The 17,571-nt window shown below is 46.9% G+C and carries 18 protein-coding genes; 10 read left to right on the top strand and 8 right to left on the bottom strand.

Annotation, left to right across the window (positions count from 1 at the left end):
- The first annotated feature begins 1 nt into the window (after window position 1).
- A complete protein-coding gene (locus tag THEBA_RS08910) occupies window positions 2–814 on the top strand; it encodes a nucleoside phosphorylase (RefSeq protein WP_014731256.1) in 813 nt (270 codons plus the stop codon).
- A gap of 6 nt (window positions 815–820) precedes the next feature.
- Window positions 821–1,582, top strand: a complete 762-nt coding sequence (locus THEBA_RS08905) for an SDR family NAD(P)-dependent oxidoreductase (RefSeq protein ID WP_014731255.1) — start codon at window positions 821–823, stop codon at window positions 1,580–1,582.
- A 71-nt stretch (window positions 1,583–1,653) separates the two neighbouring features.
- Here THEBA_RS08905 and THEBA_RS08900 read toward each other — a convergent pair whose 3' ends face one another.
- On the bottom strand, window positions 1,654–2,838 hold the full coding sequence (locus THEBA_RS08900; protein WP_236609130.1) for a GNAT family N-acetyltransferase: 1,185 nt from the start codon (window positions 2,836–2,838) through the stop codon (window positions 1,654–1,656).
- 84 nt (window positions 2,839–2,922) lie between these two features.
- Between THEBA_RS08900 and THEBA_RS08895 the strand changes: the two genes are divergently transcribed.
- The 3 genes from THEBA_RS08895 (at window position 2,923) to THEBA_RS08880 (ending at window position 5,921) form a co-directional block, all read left to right on the top strand.
- On the top strand, window positions 2,923–3,072 hold the full coding sequence (locus tag THEBA_RS08895; protein WP_041928172.1) for a hypothetical protein: 150 nt from the start codon (window positions 2,923–2,925) through the stop codon (window positions 3,070–3,072).
- Between the two features lie 730 nt (window positions 3,073–3,802).
- On the top strand, window positions 3,803–5,038 hold the full coding sequence (gene ltrA, locus THEBA_RS08890; protein WP_014731263.1) for a group II intron reverse transcriptase/maturase: 1,236 nt from the start codon (window positions 3,803–3,805) through the stop codon (window positions 5,036–5,038).
- Window positions 5,039–5,432: 394 nt separating this feature from the next.
- Complete coding sequence (locus tag THEBA_RS08880; protein WP_014731252.1) at window positions 5,433–5,921, top strand: hypothetical protein; 489 nt, start codon at window positions 5,433–5,435, stop codon at window positions 5,919–5,921.
- Window positions 5,922–6,009: 88 nt separating this feature from the next.
- On the opposite strand, the gene THEBA_RS08875 is transcribed toward THEBA_RS08880, so the two are convergent.
- Window positions 6,010–6,855: a formate/nitrite transporter family protein gene (locus THEBA_RS08875; protein ID WP_014731251.1), complete on the bottom strand. Its 846-nt coding sequence runs from the start codon at window positions 6,853–6,855 to the stop codon at window positions 6,010–6,012.
- Window positions 6,856–6,979: 124 nt separating this feature from the next.
- On the opposite strand from THEBA_RS08875, the gene THEBA_RS14705 reads away from it, so the two are divergent.
- Together THEBA_RS14705 and THEBA_RS08865 are read left to right on the top strand one after the other, a co-directional pair.
- Window positions 6,980–7,219, top strand: coding sequence for a hypothetical protein (locus THEBA_RS14705; protein ID WP_041928170.1), 240 nt, complete (start codon window positions 6,980–6,982; stop codon window positions 7,217–7,219).
- Between the two features lie 1,029 nt (window positions 7,220–8,248).
- On the top strand, window positions 8,249–9,814 hold the full coding sequence (locus tag THEBA_RS08865; RefSeq protein WP_014731250.1) for a tetratricopeptide repeat-containing diguanylate cyclase: 1,566 nt from the start codon (window positions 8,249–8,251) through the stop codon (window positions 9,812–9,814).
- A gap of 91 nt (window positions 9,815–9,905) precedes the next feature.
- On the opposite strand, the gene THEBA_RS08860 is transcribed toward THEBA_RS08865, so the two are convergent.
- Genes THEBA_RS08860 through THEBA_RS08850 form a run of 3 tightly spaced genes read right to left on the bottom strand, consistent with a single transcriptional unit; the run spans window position 9,906 to window position 12,009 of the window.
- The gene (locus THEBA_RS08860; RefSeq protein ID WP_014731249.1) at window positions 9,906–10,637 is read right to left on the bottom strand and encodes an ABC transporter permease; all 732 of its coding nucleotides are present in this window, start codon (window positions 10,635–10,637) and stop codon (window positions 9,906–9,908) included.
- Complete coding sequence (locus THEBA_RS08855) at window positions 10,634–11,599, bottom strand: ABC transporter ATP-binding protein (RefSeq protein ID WP_014731248.1); 966 nt, start codon at window positions 11,597–11,599, stop codon at window positions 10,634–10,636. Before THEBA_RS08855 ends, THEBA_RS08860 begins: the two co-directional genes overlap by 4 nt.
- 59 nt (window positions 11,600–11,658) lie before the next feature.
- A complete protein-coding gene (locus THEBA_RS08850; protein WP_121526376.1) occupies window positions 11,659–12,009 on the bottom strand; it encodes an ArsR/SmtB family transcription factor in 351 nt (116 codons plus the stop codon).
- A 376-nt stretch (window positions 12,010–12,385) separates the two neighbouring features.
- On the opposite strand from THEBA_RS08850, the gene THEBA_RS08845 reads away from it, so the two are divergent.
- Window positions 12,386–12,628 (top strand): hypothetical protein, encoded by a 243-nt coding sequence (locus THEBA_RS08845; RefSeq protein ID WP_014731246.1) that lies wholly within the window; start codon window positions 12,386–12,388, stop codon window positions 12,626–12,628.
- Window positions 12,615–13,052 (top strand): MarR family winged helix-turn-helix transcriptional regulator, encoded by a 438-nt coding sequence (locus tag THEBA_RS13760; protein WP_014731245.1) that lies wholly within the window; start codon window positions 12,615–12,617, stop codon window positions 13,050–13,052. Before THEBA_RS08845 ends, THEBA_RS13760 begins: the two co-directional genes overlap by 14 nt.
- 18 nt (window positions 13,053–13,070) lie before the next feature.
- Here the strand turns inward: THEBA_RS13760 and THEBA_RS08835 are convergent, their stop codons facing one another.
- The 3 genes from THEBA_RS08835 to THEBA_RS08825 all read right to left on the bottom strand — a co-directional run bounded on the left by THEBA_RS08835 (window position 13,071) and on the right by THEBA_RS08825 (window position 16,880).
- Complete coding sequence (locus THEBA_RS08835; protein WP_014731244.1) at window positions 13,071–14,309, bottom strand: anaerobic sulfatase maturase; 1,239 nt, start codon at window positions 14,307–14,309, stop codon at window positions 13,071–13,073.
- 40 nt (window positions 14,310–14,349) lie between these two features.
- Window positions 14,350–15,960 (bottom strand): arylsulfatase, encoded by a 1,611-nt coding sequence (locus THEBA_RS08830; RefSeq protein WP_014731243.1) that lies wholly within the window; start codon window positions 15,958–15,960, stop codon window positions 14,350–14,352.
- A 572-nt stretch (window positions 15,961–16,532) separates the two neighbouring features.
- The gene (locus THEBA_RS08825) at window positions 16,533–16,880 is read right to left on the bottom strand and encodes a hypothetical protein (RefSeq protein WP_014731242.1); all 348 of its coding nucleotides are present in this window, start codon (window positions 16,878–16,880) and stop codon (window positions 16,533–16,535) included.
- Between the two features lie 181 nt (window positions 16,881–17,061).
- Between THEBA_RS08825 and THEBA_RS08820 the strand changes: the two genes are divergently transcribed.
- Window positions 17,062–17,571, top strand: a complete 510-nt coding sequence (locus THEBA_RS08820) for a PH domain-containing protein (protein ID WP_014731241.1) — start codon at window positions 17,062–17,064, stop codon at window positions 17,569–17,571.

Genomic DNA, 17,571 nt, shown 5'->3' with positions numbered 1-17,571 from the left:
CATGAATAATTCGAAGAAGGCGAAAAACCACTTGCAGATTTCCAGCGACTCTATTCCCGAGATAGCTCTTCTGCCCGGTGATCCGGCAAGAGTATACGAGATCGCAGAGTGTCTGAGTAATGTGGAGGAAATAGGAAACAACAGAGACTACATAACCGTTACCGGAACCTATAAAGGCCTGCCGCTTACTGTATGTTCAAGCGGAATCGGAGGACCCTCGACTGAGATCGCAGTGGTCGAGCTAAACAGGCTGGGCGTTAAGACAATCATCCGTGTCGGAACCTCCGGAGGACTTGCCGACGATGTGAAACCGGGAGACTTGATTGTGCTTTCGAGTTGCATAAGATACTCGGGGACAGCAAACCTCTTCATTCCTGAGAACTTCCCCGCCGTAGCCGATTACCGGCTACTTACGGCGCTGATCTCAGCCTGTGAAGAGGCCGGAGTGGACTATCACGTGGGAATCGGTCTTTCACTCGATTCCTTCTATGCAACAAAGCCCGATCTCTTAAGAGAAGACTTCCCATCATCTATCTACGGAAAACTTGAAGAATGGATCGCGGCAGGTGCCTTGCAGCTCGACATGGAAGCGGCTACTCTCTATGTGCTTTCTTCTCTTCTGAAGATCAACGCCGCCGCCATATGCACCGCAGGATCCAACATCTCACGAGGTGAAAGACCGGAGACTCCTCCTTCGAACAAAAACGCTATAAGAGCAGCCTGCGAAGCAGCTTATAAATTCAATAACTGGAAAAAGATCTCAGTGAAGCGGGGGAGGAATTTCACCCTTCCTCCGATTGCAGAGCGGGGGTAATGAACAATGAGTGAGAGACTGACCGGAAAGACGGCCCTTATCTTCGGAGCTGGCAGAGTTGGAAGCTCCGCTGCCAATGCATTTGTAAACGAGGGTGCAAAGGTTATTCTGCTGGATAGAGACGAGGAAAGGCTCGAAGCTTTGAAGAAGAAACTTGAAGAATCGAGAAAGGGATTCTGTTCGACGATATGCGCAAACATAGACAGTCAAAGAGATGTGAATGAGATCTCAGATCTACTGGAAGAAAAGACATGGAAGGTCGACATCCTTTTTAACTGCCCAGCCTACATATACAGGGCACCATTTGTCGATCACCCAATAGAAGAGATTGACAAGCAGTGGCATGTCAATGTGAGAATAGTCTTCATGTTGTCGCAGGTTGTTGCTAAGATGATGTCGAAAAACGGCGGCGGAAAGATCATCAACCTGGCCTCGGTCGGAGGCCTCTTTCCGGAAAAGGAGCACGCAGGCCACTGCGCAGCAAAAGCGGGGATTATTGCGATTTCAAAGGTAATGGCGCTTGAACTAGCCTCGGCCAATATTCAGGTAAACGTCATTGCCCCCGGTCCAACAGAGACCGTTCCATTTACTTCTCCCTTCTATTCTCAACATCCCGAAGTACTGAAAAGAATAGAGGAAAAGACTCCGGCCGGGAGGATTGGTCATCCCGAAGACCATACAGGCCTCATGGTATTCCTGGCTTCGGATGAATCGAACTGGATAACGGGCCAGGTGATAATGTCCGACGGTGGACTTGGTTTGGTTTGATGCTACAAAGCATAGAAGAATAAGTATGCCCCGGATCGAGCCGGGGCATATTCATTGGTGTCAGGATAATACTAGAAGTGTTGAAGCTCGAAGGGCAAGCTCTTTGGAAGATCCTGACCTTTGTAGCCGTCCGATACCTTAACCCTGCCGAACTCTATCATCTCTTTGAAATTAGTGCTGCCGCCAACAACTGAAGACAAGGTCGAGATATCACACTCAAGATCAAAAGAGTCACTCGGCGAGAAGCTAAGTTCTCCATTCTCAACGCATAGTTCGAAAACTCCGTCGTTCCAGGATGCCTGACTGTCGTCGATTTTGATTCCGACCCGCATGTCCGGAGCATCGATTCTCAGACCATTTAGTAGCTGGAGGTCTACGATTCTGATCATAGTCCTGGGTACTATCTTCATCTCGGACGGCCTTTCCTTTAGATACGGCCAGAGAAGGAAATCAGGCGGAAGGAAGGCGTGGATCTGATCGATTTGAAGAGAAAGACCTTTCAAGAAACGGAACATTGCATGCCTTGTTTCGACATCGTCCGCAAGGAAGATCGTGACTAAAAACTTAAGTCCGCTGTCCTTGTCAAACTTATCGTAGAGAAAGACGTAGCGGAGCATCCCCGTAGTCCTTCCTTCTCGCTTGAACTTCACGAATTTCTTGGAAACATCGTTATCGGTTCGAAACTCGAAATCGCTTTTCCACATCTCTTCGTCTCTCAAGATCATGCTGTAGTGACTGCTTGCGTACTCGTTGTAGAACTCCCTGATTTCACCGTCGGCATCTTCCATCTCCTCAATCTTCACTTCGACCTTCTGATCGGGAAGATCTATAGAACCTGGGGAGAACTTCGCCCTGAGCATCGTGTCAAACTCCTCCCATCCGAGCTTTCTGTAGAAGCTCCTGCTAAAGGGATAGAGCAGAGATACGGCCTGCCCCTTCTCTCTCATAGTCTCGAGTGATTTCTGCAGAAGGAATTTGACTGCGCCCTTACCCCTGTAAAGGGGACTTGTACACACGTTGCCGATTCCACCCATCGGAATGACGGAATCTCTGAGTCGCATCTTCAAAGAAAGTAGAAGATACTCGGCGGCAAGAGTAGAACCGTCATAGGCCCCAAAGGGGTCCCTTAGATCGTTATTGAAGATCTCACCAGCATGTTTCGAAGCGACCCTCATCCAATTTTCTGTAATACCGAAAGAGAACTTCATAAGATCAAGATAATCCTTCTGATTGCTTATTCTCCTGCATTCAAACATCATTTCACCATCCCTGAATGTGGTGTAAAAATGATAGCATATCGCCGTCGTCGTACGAAGACCGTGGCTGGGGGTAGCAGGTTAGTGGCATCAAGATTAGAAGTGATGCTGCCTCCGGCAGGAAGTGAGGCTCGCTGGCGCGAGGAAGTGATGCCCGGAAGATCATCCGGGGAAGTGATGCTGGCGCTTACGTGCCAGGAGGCAAAAACCAAAGAAAAAGAGCATGCAAATTAAAGTGATCTGATCAGAACGAACTTATTTTGTCACTGAAGTGCTCTTGTTCAGGATCTGAGCTCTTGAAAAACCGTGGTCGGGGGTTGCGGGTTGGGGGTTGGAAAGAGCAAAGGATCAGTTGCAAGATGTAAGTTCCAAGTTGTAGTGTGCCAAGAAGGCGAAGAAGGAAACTTCTAGCCATGCTTAATTGAAGATGAGGGAGGGCCCCTCGAAGCCGCCATGCAGGTGGAGGCTTCAAACCGCCGTAAGCTGCTGTGGTAAAGAGCCATGGTAGTGAACGTTACGGGAAAAGGCGGGACAGTGATCCCGTCAGGTGAGTACCAGAGGAGACGAATACAAGTGAATCACCGTGAACGTGTCGTAAGAACTACTAGTGTCATCTAAACCGGGAGGTGCAACTATCCCGGGATAAGTCTGGAGGAAACCTGCTTACTGTCCAGATGGTGACCGGCATATAGGTGGCGTGACCCTGGTACAGGCTTCGATTAGGAACTTGGGAACCTGGATCTGGATGTTAAGGGAAAAGCCGCAAGTGGAAGAACCCACGAGGGTGAAAGTACCGATGCCAGATTCAGGGGCGGAACAGTCCGTAGTAGTGATGAAGCTCCTGTAATGGGAGTGGAGCGAAGGGACTGTGTTATCCAGTTTTGTAGGTTAGTCAACCAACTCTGTGCAGACAACCGAAAGGGAGGAACTGTGAACAGAGACAAGGAAGGAGCCAACAGACAAGATGAGGTCGTATGAAATCCCCAAGAAAGTAGTACTGGAAGCATTCAAGAAAGTGAAAGAGAACAGAGGGGCAGAAGGAATAGACGAGGTAAGCCTGGAAGAGTTCGAAGCCGATCTTGACAACAATCTCTACAAGATTTGGAATCGAATGACCTCGGGCAGTTACTTTCCACCTCCAGTAAAAGCTATAGAGATAGAAAAGAAGAGTGGAGGAAAGAGAGTACTGGGAATCCCCACAGTGGGGGACAGAGTAGCCCAGATGGTAGCCAAAATCTATCTAAATCCCCTGGTAGATCCATACTTCCATAAGGACTCCTACGGATACAGGGAGGGAAAGTCAGCGATAGATGCCCTTGAAGTAACGAGGCAGAGATGCTGGCAGTATGACTGGGTACTGGAATTCGACATTAAAGGACTGTTCGACAACATAGACCATGAACTACTAATGAGGGCAGTCAAGAAACATGTGAAGATTCCATGGCTAATACTCTACATAGAGAGATGGCTGAAAGCACCCTTTATGCAAGCGAATGGAAGAGTCGAAGAGAGGAGCAAGGGAACGCCACAGGGAGGGGTAATAAGCCCTGTACTGGCTAACCTCTTCATGCATTACGCCTTCGACAAGTGGATGGAGAGAACTCATCCGGATAAGCCCTTTGCCAGATACGCAGATGATGGAGTGATACACTGTAGAACTCTGGAGGAAGCCCGGCTTCTTCTTGAAAGTCTCAAAGAAAGAATGGAAGAATGCAAACTAAAGCTTCATCCAGAGAAGACCCGTATTGTCTACTGCAAAGACGATAAAAGGAAGGGCGAGTATCCAAATACAAGCTTTGACTTTCTAGGATACACCTTCAGAGTCCGTAGCTGCAAAGCCAGAAACGGGAGGATCTTCTACAGCTTCACCCCTGCAGTGAGTGAACAGGCAAAGAAGGCGATGAGACAGAAGATCCGGAGAATGAGACTTCAAACCAAGTCATACCTGAGTATTGAAGAACTCTCAGAAAGAATCAACCCGGTAATAAGAGGTTGGATAAACTACTATGGACACTTTCGCAGATTTGAGATGTATACAGTACTGAGTCGGCTAAACAAAGCCTTAGTTCAGTGGGTAAGAAACAAGTACAAGAAAAGGAGAGGTCGTACAAAAGCGGGTAAATGGCTAGAAACTCTTGCTCGCAGGGAGCCTCGTCTATTTGTACACTGGACAATGGGGATATTCTATACGGCTGGATAATGGGAGCCGGATGAATCGAGAGATTCAAGTCCGGTTCTGAGAGAGCCTGGGGGTGAAATCCCCCTGGGCTACTCACCAGTAAAAAGACCTAACAAAACGGGGCTCGGGTTTCGAGTCTGGGGTTTCGTGAACAAAACCGGCTCACCAATTCAGGGTTTCACTGTAACTGAGGAAGTTATCTCGATATCGGCTTTCGGAAGTCCCTTACTCTGTCATCCCGAACTTGTTTCGGGATCTGCTCTTCGGGAAACCGTGGCTGGGGGTAGCAGGTTGGTGGTTGGAAAGAGCTAAGTGAAACCGGTTCGCCGTTTAATGGTTCTCCGTTCTCCGAAGAAAACCTGTTCTTCATTCCTGATCAAAGTGAAAAAACGAGAGATTCTGAATCAAGTTCAGAATGACGGGATGCGACGTCTTCGAAAAAGCCGATAACTGTCATCCCGAACTTGTTTCGGGATCTGCACTTTTGAAGACCGCGTCGGGGTCGGAGGTTGGAAAAGCAAATGAAACTGGTCTGCCGTTTAATGGTTCTCCGTTCTCCGAAGAAAACCTGTTCTTCGTTCCAGAGAGAGGATCTGTTCTTCATGCGCTTTCGAAGGACGGGTTCATGGTTTTGGACGAAGGGCCAACGGTTGCTCTTTACAGCGCTCAGCGGGTTTTTACTCTTAAGCGTACAGCGATTCTTAGGATAGAGATGCTGAAACAAGTTCAGATGACGCCGAGAAAGGGGTTTCGATTACAGGATCGGGGCCTTGTGAACAGAACTGGCTTACCAATTCAAGGTTTTGCTGCAAATGAGGTAGTTATCCAGACAGCGGTTTTGGGAAGTCCCTCAAATTGTCATCCCGAACTTGTTTCGGGATCTGGGCGTCGACCTCACTATTAAATTAAGTACGCTGCCCTTTCTTATCGCTTTTCCAACAAATCAAATTTATACTTACGCTTTCTTTGAAGCTTACAGTCCGGGATCACCATTATTGTGCCGACTTTCCTTTCTTCAAGTAGACAAACCAGTAGATTGTACCGACAAAGAAAGCGCCTCCTACGATGTTTCCAAGAGTCACCGGTATTAGATTCTTCGTGAAGAGAGTTCCCCAGTTTAGATTGGCGATCTGCTCAGCACTGACTCCAAGAGAAATCGCGGCCTTGGCAAATTCTTCATTTGCCTTTGCGAGAATTCCTGCGGGAATATAATACATGTTTGCCACGGAATGTTCAAAGCCTGAGGTAATGAAAAGCCATATCGGGAAGAAGATGGCGAGAATCTTGCCGGCTATGTCTTTGGATGCGGATGCCATCCATATGGCTATGCAGACGAGCCAGTTGCACAAAATCCCCATAAAGAATGCGCTTTCGAAACTAAGACCCGTCTTATAAGCCGCAATCTTGATTGTATATCCACCCAGCAGACCTTCGGAAAAGCCGAGCTGGCCTGAATGGAGAACGAAGTAAGCTATAAGTAAGGAACCCGCAAAGTTTCCTAAGTAAACGAAGAGCCAGTTCCTGAACATAGAAACCCATTTCGACTTCTTTTGCAAACAGGAAATGACAATAAGACTGTTACCCGTGAAAAGCTCTGCTCCGGAAACGACTACCATCATAAGGCCCGTCGCAAATAATGCGCCTGCCAGGGTCTTGGAAAGTCCCACTGAACCGATAGTGTGTATCGCCACGTTGGACCCCTGCGCCGCAAATGCAATGAATGCACCGCCCAGAATACCCAGCACGAATTCCTTCACGATAGTCAAATTGGTTTTCGCAAAACCTATCTCGACAAAACTCTCAGCATTTTCCGAAGGACTTACAACAGACCTTTCCATTTCAAAAACCCCCTGTTATCTATACATCTGGAAACCATTCATACGGAACTTCCCGAAAAGCCGACAATGATGAGGGACACTTAGATGTTATCACACACTAAGAGTAGCAGCGATAAGAACTAGAGTGGGGATCATATTCAAGAAGGCAGTATCGACGCTTCTTTTCAGAGGAAAGAATCAGTTGCAAGACCGCGGTTGGTGGTCGGAGGTTGGTGGCATCAAGATCAGAAGTGATGCTGCCTCCGGCAGGAAGTGGGCTCTCTGGCGCGAGGAAGTGATGCCCGGAAGGTCATCCGGGGAAGCGATGCTGGCGCTTACACACCAGGAGGCAAAAACCAAAAAAAGAGCAAGCAAATTGAAGTAATCTCATCAGACGAACTCATTTTGTCAGTGAAGTGCTCCTGTTCAGGATCTGGGCTTTGGAGAAACCGTGGCTGGGCGTTCGAAAGTTCAAGAGAAACTAGTCGACCGTTGAGCGGTTCTCCGTTCATCGAGAAGAGCCGCTTCCCGCTTGCTAAGAAACGCTGAACGCTGGAAAGAGCGAGATTCTGAATCAAGTTCATGACGCCGAGAACGGGGTATCGATTACAGGGTATGGGTCTTGTGAACAGAACTGGCTTACAATTCAAGGTTTTGCTGCAACTGAGGAAGCCATCCCGACATCGGCTTTCGGAAGTCCCTTACTCTGTCATCCCGAACTTGTTTCGGGATCTGTTCCAAGAACGAAGAACCCGGACATGTACCGTCGAAGAACCCGTATTCTTGGCGGGGACGGTAGACCGTTGACGGGCAACGTGCTTTTCATGAGCGTACAGCGGTTCTTAGGATAGAGATGCTGAAACAAGTTCAGCATGACGCCGCGAACGAGGTTTCGATTACAGGGTATGGGGTCTCGTGAACAGAATCGGCCATCAGTTTAGGGTTTTTCTGTAATTGAGAAAGCTACCCCGACATCGGCTTTTGGAAGTCCCTTACTCTGTCATCCCGAACTTGTTTCGAGATTAATTCCAAGAACGAAGAGCCTGGACGCGTAGCGTCGGAACGAGGAACCGCGATTCTCGGCGGGGACGGTGGACCGTTGACGGACAGCGTGGTCTTCATCAGCGTACAGCGTGTACTCTCAAGCGTGAAGTGGCTTTTCTCGGCGAACCAGTTTCTCTTGCTCTTCCTACTTCTGACCACCGACGTCAAACCTCGGTAAACGATGGCATGAAATTGCTTGGTGAGTGTGGCATAGCTTTCAATCATATGAAATAACCTTGTGTAATCATGTAATAAATTATGCAATCGAACAATTTTCAAGTCACTCTCTGTTTGTTTGCAAGCGCTTCTAATTTCTGTATCGTTGAAGAAGAGCAAAGAATTTTGCACGGCAGATGTGTGGGAGGCAATGATGACCGAGAAGAGATCGATCAAAGAGATTATGAAAGCCTATTCAGAAGTCCCCGATAAGGATTTCCGGCAAAAGCTCAAAATTTTGAATGAGCTTTCTCAGACTATGTTCAAAGAGGGCAAGCCTCTTCTCGCATCGGAGACTGTTAAAGCCGAGCTTTCTAGAATTGAAGCCCCGGCATGTATCGAGCTGGCAAACATTACGCATAACATGATTAAGTACTCATGCGTTGTGGGCAATTATGATGCATCTATCGAGTATGCATTGAAGGCAGTTGACCTTTTCAAGGAGTTCGGAACGGCCGACGATGTCAACGACGTGATTGGAAACATTGGTGGCGTATATGTCTACATGGAGCGTTTTGAAGAATCTCTCGAGTACACCGACAAGGCTCTAGAATACGCTAGAGCAATAGGTGATGATCTCGCAGTAGCTAACTTTCAGAACAATAAAGCCGTCGCACTGAAAGGTCTGGAAAGATTTGAAGAAGCCATGGATTGCTTGAACAAGGCGATAGAAATAAAGCTCTCTCTACGAAAGAAAGCAGATCTCTGCAACAGCTACTTCAATCTCTCCGAAGTGCTGATCAGCGCGGAAAGGTATGACGAAGTTCCCGCGATCTTCAAGAAAACCGAACCTCTAGTCAAAGAAATCGAAGATCCTGCAGGGTCTGCTGAATTCGATTTTCTTAAGGCTCAGTACTACATGGGAACTGGCAACTATGCAAAGGCTCTGGAAAAAATCGAAAGTTATATAGAGTATCAGAAAGAGTCTGGAAGCATGTCGAAAGTGCCTGGCGCACTAAGAAATAAGATTAAGATTCATGAAGAGCTTGGAGAAGAGGGGCTGGCTCTCGAAACGTACAGGGAACTTGACCTCTTGTCCCAAAGAACTTACAAGGAAACCTGCAGTGCCAGGGCCGCTGAGCTGGCGGCTTCATTCAGATTTCAGCAGAAGATGCACGAAATACAGTTACTGAGCAATCAGAACTTAGAACTTCAGGAAGCAAAGACAACTATCGAAAAGCAATATGAAGAACTTCTCGAAATCGACAGCAAACTCAAGAAGGCAAATGAGCTACTCGAGAAACAGGCCGAGATAGATCCATTGACCGGCCTCCTCAACCAGAAGAAGATGTACCCCATAATAGAAAGAGAGATAAATAGAGCCACAAGATACGGGACTCCTCTATCCATGATCATGATAGATCTTGACAACTTCAAAAACGTCAACGATACTTATGGTCACCTGCAGGGGGACATCCTTCTCAAGAATGTGGCGGGCATAATCAGGTCTTCTCTAAGAAAGGTTGACTTCGTTTTCAGGTATGGTGGCGAGGAATTTCTTGTTCTTTTGCCCTCAAGCGATTTGCAAATGGCAAGTTCTACCGCAGATCGTCTCCGGGATGAGCTGGCCAAGACCACATATCCTAAGGTGACGATGAGCGCTGGTGTCTCCAGCTGGTCAGGCGAAGATGCGACTCATTTCATTCAAAAGACCGACCACCTGTTATACGCAGCGAAAGGCAAAGGAAAGAACAGAGTCGAATTTCAGAAAGGCTCTTGACAGAGTAATCGGCGCAGCTTCAACCGAAAAGAAGACATTGTACTTGGTCCCAAAGGATTACTGAAAAATCAGACTCATTTAACCCTGGACTCTAGTAGATCCATCTTCTCTCAATATTCCGCGTACTTATTAAAAAGAGCAGTGCGGCAAAGCCCAGCAATATAAAAACGCTCGCCAGAGGATCTATGATTCCATTTCTGTTTATAGCGTGTTTAAGAGAATCGGCACCATAGGTCAGTGGAAGGACGAAGGAAAATGGTCTCAAAAACGCCGGCAGATTCTCTATAGGGATGAAGAGACCACAAAGAAACATCATAGGAAAACGGAAGAAGTTAGAAAACGTCTGCGCTTCGAATACTTCGCTAGCCGAAACTGCTATGAAAAGACCAAGAAAGGTCGAAGTCACGGCAATTAGCAGCACACTAACTGAAACCAGGAACCAGTTTATTCCAGATAGGTCGACAATCAAGAGGGCAAAGAGAACCGGAACAAAAGCGTTGATAATTCCGAAAAGTATTGCCCCAGTGGTTTTTGCAAGCATTAGAAGCTTGAGGCTTATGGGAGCTAGAAGCAAGCGTTCAAATGACCTACTTTTTCGTTCGAAAGTTATCGTAACTGCAAGCATCGATGTAGTCCCAAAGAGAACGGAGAGAGCCATAACCCCCGGCAAAATGTCTCTTATTTCTACGTCGCTTCCCGATCGCACAAAGAACATGAGGGTCCATGAGATAGGAAACACAATTCCCCAGCTTATGTTTGGTGGCTTCAAATAGTAGTTCTTCATATCCTTCATAAGGATTGTCCAGTAGGCTACTCCACTCATTTTTTCTTCCCCTCTTTCTCTGTCTTCATCTTCTCAACCTCTATTCCGGTCACTTTAACAAAGACCTCCTCAAGGGACGGTCTGACTATCTTCGCCTCGTACACATCAATCCCACGGGAACCGAAGAAGCTCATAAACGGCATCAGTTTTATTGGCTCCAAAGAGGTTATTCTAAGTGTGTTACCAGGTCGGAGGTTTATAGTCACGTTGCTGAACTCTTCAATCAATTGCTTCTTGAGATCAACGGGATCACTTCCAAGAGTGAATTCAACAATATTTTCTCTCTGAGCTTCTTTCATCAGGTCGGCCACGGTACCTATCTTTACAATTCTTCCCCCGACGATGAAACCAATCCTATCGCACAACCTTTCGGCCTCTTCTATGTAATGCGTGGTCAGAAAGATCGTGGTTCCCCGGTCGTTCAGTTCTCTTACCAAAGACCTTATCTGCCTTGCGCTTTCGACGTCGATACCTGTAGTGGGTTCATCGAGGAAGAGAATCTCTGGATCGTGAATTAAGCCCGCGGCGATCGTGAGCTTTCTTTTCATCCCCTTTGAAAAAGCCTTGAAAGGTCTCTTTCCTGTATCATCAAGACCAAACTGCTTCAGCAGAGACCTCGCCTTTTCTTCTCTTTCAGACTTTCTAACCCCATAGAGAGCCGAACAGAAGACAAGGTTCTCATAGCCGCTAAGATCATCGTAAAGGTTGCTCTCATCAGGAACAATCCCGATCAATCTCTGAACCTTCTTGATCTCTCTGATACCGTCTTTGCCTGCAATATCGATCCTTCCCGAAGTGGGTCTTGCCAGACCCGTGAGCATGTTTATCGTAGTAGTCTTTCCGGCTCCGTTAGGTCCAAGGAAACCGAATACCTCTCCCTTTTCAACCGAGAAGTCGATACTTTTCACGGCAGTGAAGCCGTTGTAGTTTTTTGAAAGGCCGGAGACTTCAATAATTCCCAAAGCGATTACCCCCCAAACTTGTATATTTCACCAAATCCCTATAGACTTATCCTAGAAACCTAATCGCTTTCCCCACTGGAGTCCAAACTACCGCTAATCGATTCCTGCAGAATTGCAATGCTGTCAGAGAGAAGAGTATCTGAAGATTCTTCACAGAGCTCAGCAAGTTGATTCGACAACTCCTTCAACTTTCCTCTGTCCACAGAATAATGGGTGAAATATCCTTTCTTATGACCCTTGACAAGATGCGCGCTCCGAAGCACCTTAAGATGCTGAGAGACGGCTGGCTCGGAAATACCGAGTCTTCTTGAAAGAGCTCTAACGCAGAACTCCCTCCGAAGAAGCAGCTTAATAATTTCGTACCTTGTATTATCTGCAAGTGCCTTCAATACATTGATTTCGAGATTCACAAAAATGTTTTCTCCAATCCAATTAAGTGAATACTTAACCAAATTCTAGTCCATTTTTTCTACTCTTTCAACTAAGGGTCGCCCACGTTTTCTCATGTCTGCTTATTTCCTCAAGTGCTTTCTTCTAGCGGTCATGTCTATCTACCGACTGGTGTCTCACAAAAAACTCTTTGTTTCTCATTCAATACTGATTATCGTAATCATGATTATTATTAATATCGGTGTTGAATGAAGAAGGTGAATCTGATATGAATGACTGCTCATGCAGAGAAACGAAGTGCGAGTTCCACGGTATATGCGACAGATGCCGGGAAAAACACGAAAGACTCGGGTCGCTTCCTGCCTGTGAAAGGAAGAGAAGGAGGAATCGGAGGAAATGAGAAAACTGATCAACCGCATCCTGTTGGCTGTGGCGCTTTCTCCGCTCGTACCAGCGATTGTCACGCTTTTCCCGTGGGAAGCTTCAAAGCCAAACTGCGTCGGCTACTATTCTGTCTGCTCTTTTGCACCGTATAGCTCCATTATTCTTGCAGGGATTGCATTTGCTACTCTAGGACTTGTTATAGCAACCAAGAGGCTGCTGAAGAGGTTTCTGAGGTTGTCCGATGATCTTCGATGACAAGATTGGAAGCCTATTCGAGAAAATTGCTTCGTTGCACATAAACCTCAGCAGACATGCACGGCTTGCCCTGGAACCTCATGGTATTACCTACCCACAGTTCGGCGCACTGCTCGTTCTTTCAAGCCGCGGAGAGATGACCCAGAAGCAGCTCTCCTCACATCTCGAAACGGACACAACGAACACCATGGTGATATGTGTCGGACTGGAGAAGAAGCAGCTCATAACGAGAGAACAGTCCTCTGAAGACAAGCGGGCAAACATCGTCTCAATAACAGCAAAGGGAAGAGAGATATTTCAAAAGTCCATGGCAGTGCTTAGAGAGAGCTATGGTCCGACTGCTAATTCAATTTCGGAGAAGAAAAGAGACACGGTGAACTCAGTCCTGGACAAGTTACTTGAATCACTGAACACACTTCGGTAAGATGAGTTCCGGACTCTCTCACTTTCTCGACCGATACTCTTCGGCAAGCTTTTTCATGTATGGATCTATATGGGAGAAGTATTTTTTCAGTCCGGAGCAAAGGTAGTTCAGTCCCGGTTCTCCGTCTGGCGTTTTGACAAATCTGTTCTTCGGGCATTCTCCGTGACAGGCGAAAAGGTATTCGCACTTGTTGCAGTATTCCGGCAGTGTGGCAGCTTTCGAAACCCCGAAGACAGTCTGTGATGTCAAAGTCACCATTTCGAGCAACCTCCGGTCCTTAATGTTTCCGAGCCTGTGCTCGGGATAGACAAAGTGATCGCAGGAGTACAGGCTTCCATCGGCCTCCAGCGCAAGTGCCTTTCCGCAAGTTTCAGAGAAGATGCACAACGATGCCTCCATCCCGAGCCACTGGGCAAGGGCACACTCAAAGAGGAAGACAAAAACCTTGCCAATATCCTCCCTGTACCAGATATCGAAAACCCCGTTGAGAAAACTCCCGTAGTCTTCAGGAACGACCGACCAGTCGGCAACGAGCGAAGCGTGCTTACCTGGCAGGGCTTCAGTAGATCCTGTAATCGGCATACTGTCTTCGGGAATGAATGTAGTGGGCGAACTTTTGAATACCTTCGGTTCTGCTATAGGGATGAACTGCATTCTGGTTGAACCGGCTGTATCCCTCAAAAAGCGATACACCTCTCCAGGATACTTCGCGTTTATTCTGTTAACCGCGGTCAGGGTATTGAAAAGAATCTCGTACTTGTGCAAAAGTCTTACAGCATTGAGGACCTTCTGGAAGGTCGGACCGCCGCTCCTGCTTTTTCTGTAGACGTTATGCAGTCTCTCCGGGCCGTCGATGCTTATTCCAACGAGAAAGTTGTGTTCTTTGAGAAACGAGCACCACTTTTCATCCAGCAGCGTTCCGTTTGTCTGGAGATCGTTGGCAATCTTCTTGCCCGGAGGACAGTAAAGCCTCTCGTAATCGACAACCTTTTTGAAGAAGTCGATTCCAAGTAGTGTGGGCTCCCCTCCCTGCCAGGTGAAGACTATCTCTGGAACTGTCTGTGAGTTGATGTATTCATAGATGAACCTCTCCAGGACCTCGTCGCTTATAACGTTTCTGCTGTTTATAAGCTCCTGTTTATGCAAATAAAAGCAGTAGGCGCAGTCGAGATTGCATAGGGCTCCCGTGGGTTTGACCATAACGTGAAACGCATTTATACTTTCCCTCGTTCTCCTATCGACTGCGCCCTCTGCCATTTACTGCTCTCCCTCTATGCGAGCTATTTCCTTATTCGTTCTAGTGACCCGTAATGATTTCAACTACAGGTGGATATTCAAGGAATGTGTCAATATGTTTCTTCATGGCTTCCAAGAAGAGATCTGTGAAAACCAGTTTTCTTATGGAGACGTTGTGTTCTTCCTTCGGATCCAGATAGAGATTGTACAGGTGATAATACGGGAAGGCCATTATGTAACCGGTAAAGCCTCCGGGATTAACGATTCCCTCTCCCGAATCCGATTCGGCAAACTGTACGTATTTGTACTCGGCTACCCTTACGGCAGAGAAGTAGCTCATAAGCCAGTAGTAGATGTACTTCCTGTTTGAGAGTCCCTCCTCGGCTAGGAGGAATGAAGTCTGGTCTACTCCGTCGATAAACCTGTCTGTAGGGATAGAATCGGTTGCGCCCGCAAGTGTAAGGCATGTATTGAAGATATCGGCAATGTCGAAGAGGCCGTCGGAGGCCCGTCCAGGTTCTATCATTCCCTTCCAGTAGAAGATTGCGGGTACTCTGACGCCACCTTCCCAGGTTGAACCTTTCGCACCTCTAAACGGCGAATAAGCGCTGTCCGGCCATGATTCCATCTCTGGGCCGTTGTCGGACGCGATGAAAATCAGTGTGTTCTCGAGTTGTCCAGTTCTCTCGAGCGCTGCGACCAGCTCACCCAGTATGTCGTCAAGTTCGACTATTGTGTCTTTGTAAACCTGCTTGGCCGGAGACGACCCCTCATACTCGTCTCTGGGATAGTTGTCAAAGTGAGCTCCCCTCGTGCAGTGGTAAAGGAAGAACGGCTGGTCGCTATCGGCCATCTTTTCAATAAATTCAATCGAGTAGTCTTTCCAGTACTCGTCTAGATGTGAAGATACCTCGATATCTATCTCTTTAACCTGTTCGATTGTGCCGCCCTTTTCTGCGTGAACCCAGTACTTCTCGAAAGCCCACTCCCGTATCATCTCGGTTCTCTCTTCGCTGGTGGCAATTTCGGGGTAGAAGTATGGATCCCGCCACTCTGTGTACAGGTCCGACACACTGAGAAAACCCGAGAAGTCATCAAATCCAACGTTTTGAGGCTGAGAACCGGGATTCTCTCCCATGTGCCATTTTCCAACAGCTTGAGTAACGTAACCGGCATCGCTCAACAACTGGGCAAGTGTAACTGCATTTGTCAGTCCTCCGGGCTCGTTGTACAGCGTTGGCCTTAGTATTCCATGCCTGACTGGGAGCTGTCCCGTAAGAAGAGTCGCCCTGGTTGGTGAAGAAGAAGGTTGCGAATAAGCAGAAGTAAGCATGAGTCCGTCTCTTGCAAGTGCATCCATGTTTGGAGTCGGCGCTCCTACAGCGACACCTCCACCATAAACACCAAGGTCCCCCCAACCGACATCATCCATTAGGTATACAAGTATGTTGGGCCGTTTCCCAGTTCTGCTCTCAAATTCGGCCAACTTCGCCATTGCTTCTTCTCTCTGCTCCGGATGAGGTAATACCTCCTCCAGATTCGGGGCCGGCTTCACGGTTTCGAGCGGCATAGTGTCTTCATAGTTGGCCGCAAGCGCAGATGTGAGAGCGAGAGCGCTTCCGGTGGCTCCAATAAGCACTTTTCTCAGTAACCTGGAACTTTGAATTTCCATACAACCATCTCCTCTTGGATTCACTTTCTAATAACCTTTCTGGAAGTGAAAAACCACGAAATAATTTTTGAAAGCAGCATTCCGGGACCGTTCTCGGATAACCTTATTGGCATAGAAGAAAACGATCGAAGATAGTTAATATAGTCACAAGATAAATGCCTTCAAGATACTATCATAAAGACCTTCGAAATCAGAGCAAATGCCAGATATCTACTCGAAGAAAACTTCGCGCTTCGAATAATGAACAAATGCAAGCCAAATCTCTTTCATTGACTACTCCTGGCAGGTTCCAGATATCTGCAATAACTCGCTTATGAAGAGATCTTCGGAAATTAACACGTTTTGACATCTAAAATTTGCAAAGCAATAGCGGAAAGAAAAAGTGATAAGGTCGTTTGAGTTATATTGATTAAACTTGCTTGCCCTGACTAGAACCGGTGAAATATAATGCTTGGATTCGGAATCTACCGTACAAAAGAAAACTCCCAGACCGAAGTTTGAAAGTTATAGTTTCAGGAATAATACTAGCTTTTTTGTATCAGGGCGGCCGTACTTAAGCCGTAAGTACAAGGCTACTTATACAGGAAGCCATCGCTGATGAGATCGCCGAAATTATCGTATATCTTTATCCGCAATGTGCCGTAGTTTATCATTTCGGCCTGAATGGTTCTCTCGATCCAATAGGAGTCGTACCAGCCGTACTCTCCGACAAAACTCCGGTTGGCTCTTCTACTTACTATGTCCACGTTGTACGGGTCATTGTCGAAAGATATCCATCCGGTATTGTTCGAGTTCACTATGAGAACAACATTGTGGTTCCCATAATAATCATTCAGAACACCACTCCACGTTCCGTCTAGCATGTCGTCAAATGAAAAACATCCGCCAAGCAGCAATACCATAATCACGGCTAGAGACACCAGGTATTGCTTCTTCATGGAGGTCGAACGGCGTTACGATAGAAGTTTTGCAGTTTGAACCCTTCAGATAAAGAGCTCTCTGTCCGAACCGCCACAAAGTCATGATGTCAACGATCATATGAAGATCAGGAGCACTCGAATGTGTAATAATTGAATCGAATTTCTTGTGAGGAGGCAAGATATGGAGACAATCGTGTTCAAGTTTTCATTACCCACATCTGCGATTATGCTGAATATTGGAATCGTTGTTTTTGTTGCGGTGATATTCGTTTTCTCTCTATTCAAGACAAAGGGCTGGCAGAAGACTATTTCACTAATAATCATAGGCAGTCTGTTCGTCTTCTTCATATTTCTCTTCCTGATATTTCCATTCACAAACGCCGTGAAATTTGACGGCGAAAACGTTGTTCTGAATGCACTTCCCTTCGGAAGAAAGACGATAGCAATAGATTCAGCTGAAATCGTTGGAATTATCGACTGGACTGAAGAGAGGGACTTCGAGCCGACGGTAAGAACCAACGGAGCATCTACAGGCCTATACAAAGTGGGCTGGTTCCGACTCAGAAATGGCTCCAAGGCCTTCATCATGACTGCAAGATCGAAAGCCTTCGTCATGAAATCCGAGGATATTTACTACTTGATCTCTCCGGATGAGCTTCAGGAATTTGCCGATGTAATTTATTCAAATTAG

It is taken from the genome of Mesotoga prima MesG1.Ag.4.2 (assembly GCF_000147715.2).
Lineage (GTDB): Bacteria > Thermotogota > Thermotogae > Petrotogales > Kosmotogaceae > Mesotoga > Mesotoga prima.
Note: the sequence above shows the minus strand (reverse complement) of the source record. Positions and strands in the feature narration are given on the sequence as shown.

Coding starts and splice junctions, on each gene's coding strand:
- THEBA_RS08900 (WP_236609130.1), bottom strand. CDS start 2,838: ATGTTTGAATGCAGGAGAATAAGCAATCAGAAGGATTATCTTGATCTT.
- THEBA_RS08875 (WP_014731251.1), bottom strand. CDS start 6,855: ATGGAAAGGTCTGTTGTAAGTCCTTCGGAAAATGCTGAGAGTTTTGTC.
- THEBA_RS08865 (WP_014731250.1), top strand. CDS start 8,249: ATGACCGAGAAGAGATCGATCAAAGAGATTATGAAAGCCTATTCAGAA.
- THEBA_RS08820 (WP_014731241.1), top strand. CDS start 17,062: ATGGAGACAATCGTGTTCAAGTTTTCATTACCCACATCTGCGATTATG.
- THEBA_RS08830 (WP_014731243.1), bottom strand. CDS start 15,960: ATGGAAATTCAAAGTTCCAGGTTACTGAGAAAAGTGCTTATTGGAGCC.
- THEBA_RS08910 (WP_014731256.1), top strand. CDS start 2: ATGAATAATTCGAAGAAGGCGAAAAACCACTTGCAGATTTCCAGCGAC.
- THEBA_RS13760 (WP_014731245.1), top strand. CDS start 12,615: ATGATCTTCGATGACAAGATTGGAAGCCTATTCGAGAAAATTGCTTCG.
- THEBA_RS08835 (WP_014731244.1), bottom strand. CDS start 14,309: ATGGCAGAGGGCGCAGTCGATAGGAGAACGAGGGAAAGTATAAATGCG.
- ltrA (WP_014731263.1), top strand. CDS start 3,803: ATGAGGTCGTATGAAATCCCCAAGAAAGTAGTACTGGAAGCATTCAAG.
- THEBA_RS08860 (WP_014731249.1), bottom strand. CDS start 10,637: ATGAGTGGAGTAGCCTACTGGACAATCCTTATGAAGGATATGAAGAAC.
- THEBA_RS08845 (WP_014731246.1), top strand. CDS start 12,386: ATGAGAAAACTGATCAACCGCATCCTGTTGGCTGTGGCGCTTTCTCCG.
- THEBA_RS08880 (WP_014731252.1), top strand. CDS start 5,433: ATGACGGGATGCGACGTCTTCGAAAAAGCCGATAACTGTCATCCCGAA.
- THEBA_RS08905 (WP_014731255.1), top strand. CDS start 821: ATGAGTGAGAGACTGACCGGAAAGACGGCCCTTATCTTCGGAGCTGGC.